Source organism: Alcanivorax sp. HI0083 (genome assembly GCF_001635175.1).
This window is the reverse complement of record NZ_LWFX01000134.1, coordinates 1-1,327: the sequence shown is the minus strand read 5'-3', so window position 1 is coordinate 1,327 and position 1,327 is coordinate 1. Positions and strand designations below refer to the sequence as shown.

Sequence of the window (1,327 nt, the reverse complement as noted above, 5' to 3'; positions counted from 1 at the left end):
GTGGTGAAAACAGTTTGTGCGTCGGCACATTGCGCTGGAAGGGTTCTGACAGGGGGGTATCGGTGGTGCCCGGATGCAGCGCTATGACACACAGGTTCGGATAGCGGCGCCGGGTTTCAATGGCCAGGGTACGCAGCAGCTGGTTCTGGGCTGCCTTGCTGGAGCGGTAGCTGTACCAGCCGCCCAGATGATTGTCGGTAATGCTGCCCACCCGTGCAGACAGGCTGGCAAACACGGTGTGGCGGTCCTGCGGCATAACGGGGATCAGGTGCCGGGCCAGCAGCACGGGCACAAAGGCATTGAGTGCAAAGCTTTGCTGCAGGCCTTGGAGGGTGACATCCTCCAGCCGCTTCTCCGGTCTGAGTGCGGTGTCGTTGTCGTGAAGCCAGCCGGCGCTGTTGATGATCTGCTCCGGGGCCAGGTCCAGTTGCCGGATTTTCCGGGCCAGAGCGTCCAATTGGGTTTCGTCGGTCAGGTCCGTATCAATACAGTGTAGCGGCATTCCCTGTTTCTGCAGATGCAGCAGGGCTGGGCAGGACGAAGCTCGCCGGGATACGGCAATCACGGGAGTGTCACGGTTTAGCCAATGCCGGGTCAGGGCCAGGCCAATGCCGGAACTGGCGCCGGTGATCAGGCGGATCGGTGACGAAGTGTTGGGCGTTGTCATGGGACCAGTATGTACGGACGGGGATAACAGGCCGTGAAGACGGTTTACGGCATAACGAAATGCTCGATCCCCCGGTTGAGAAAATGCAGGAGCATGCGATAGCTGTCCAGATCAAAGCAGACGTCATGCGGGGGGTGCAGATCTTCCTCGCCGGGGGCATGGTTAAACGTCGCCAGATGACACCACTGATGCACCAGGTGGTAGTCGTCTTCCGTTGCCCCGCATTCGCGAATCACTAGCGTGCCGTTATAGGGCCAGGCCTGGATTTGGTGTTCATGTAAGGCCTGCCTGAGTCGACGGTTGTGGCTGCCAGGGCTTTCCTTGCCGCAACAGGCACCTTGGCAGCGATTCAATTGAAACGAAAAGCATGGCCCGCTGCCGCTTTCCAGTCCGCAGACCTTTGGGCAAAGGCGATATTGTTTGATCCAGTGTTCCAGGGCCAGGCGGGCCTGTCGGGGGCTGCGGTAAAGGCCATAGCTATCCTGGTTCCACAGCGATTCCCTGGCCGGGCGATGCAGTACCGGTGCCAGAAAAGCCGTGTCAGAGGTGTTCAGTATCCAGGTGTGCAGCTGTTTATAGCGTCGCTGGCGACGGTTGAAGATTGGCTGGCGCTGTTTGATTTCGCGGTTTTCCAGCAGCAGGGCGCCCAGCTCTCCGGCG

The 1,327-nt window shown here is 59.8% G+C and carries 1 protein-coding gene and 1 pseudogene; both read right to left on the bottom strand.

Annotation, left to right across the window (positions count from 1 at the left end; genetic code table 11):
- Positions 1-667: SDR family NAD(P)-dependent oxidoreductase (locus tag A3754_RS01530; RefSeq protein WP_063518674.1), on the bottom strand; the 667-nt coding region annotated here is incomplete at its 3' end.
- A gap of 44 nt (positions 668-711) precedes the next feature.
- A pseudogene (locus tag A3754_RS26950) lies at positions 712-1,327 on the bottom strand (DNA polymerase III subunit epsilon); the annotation flags it as partial.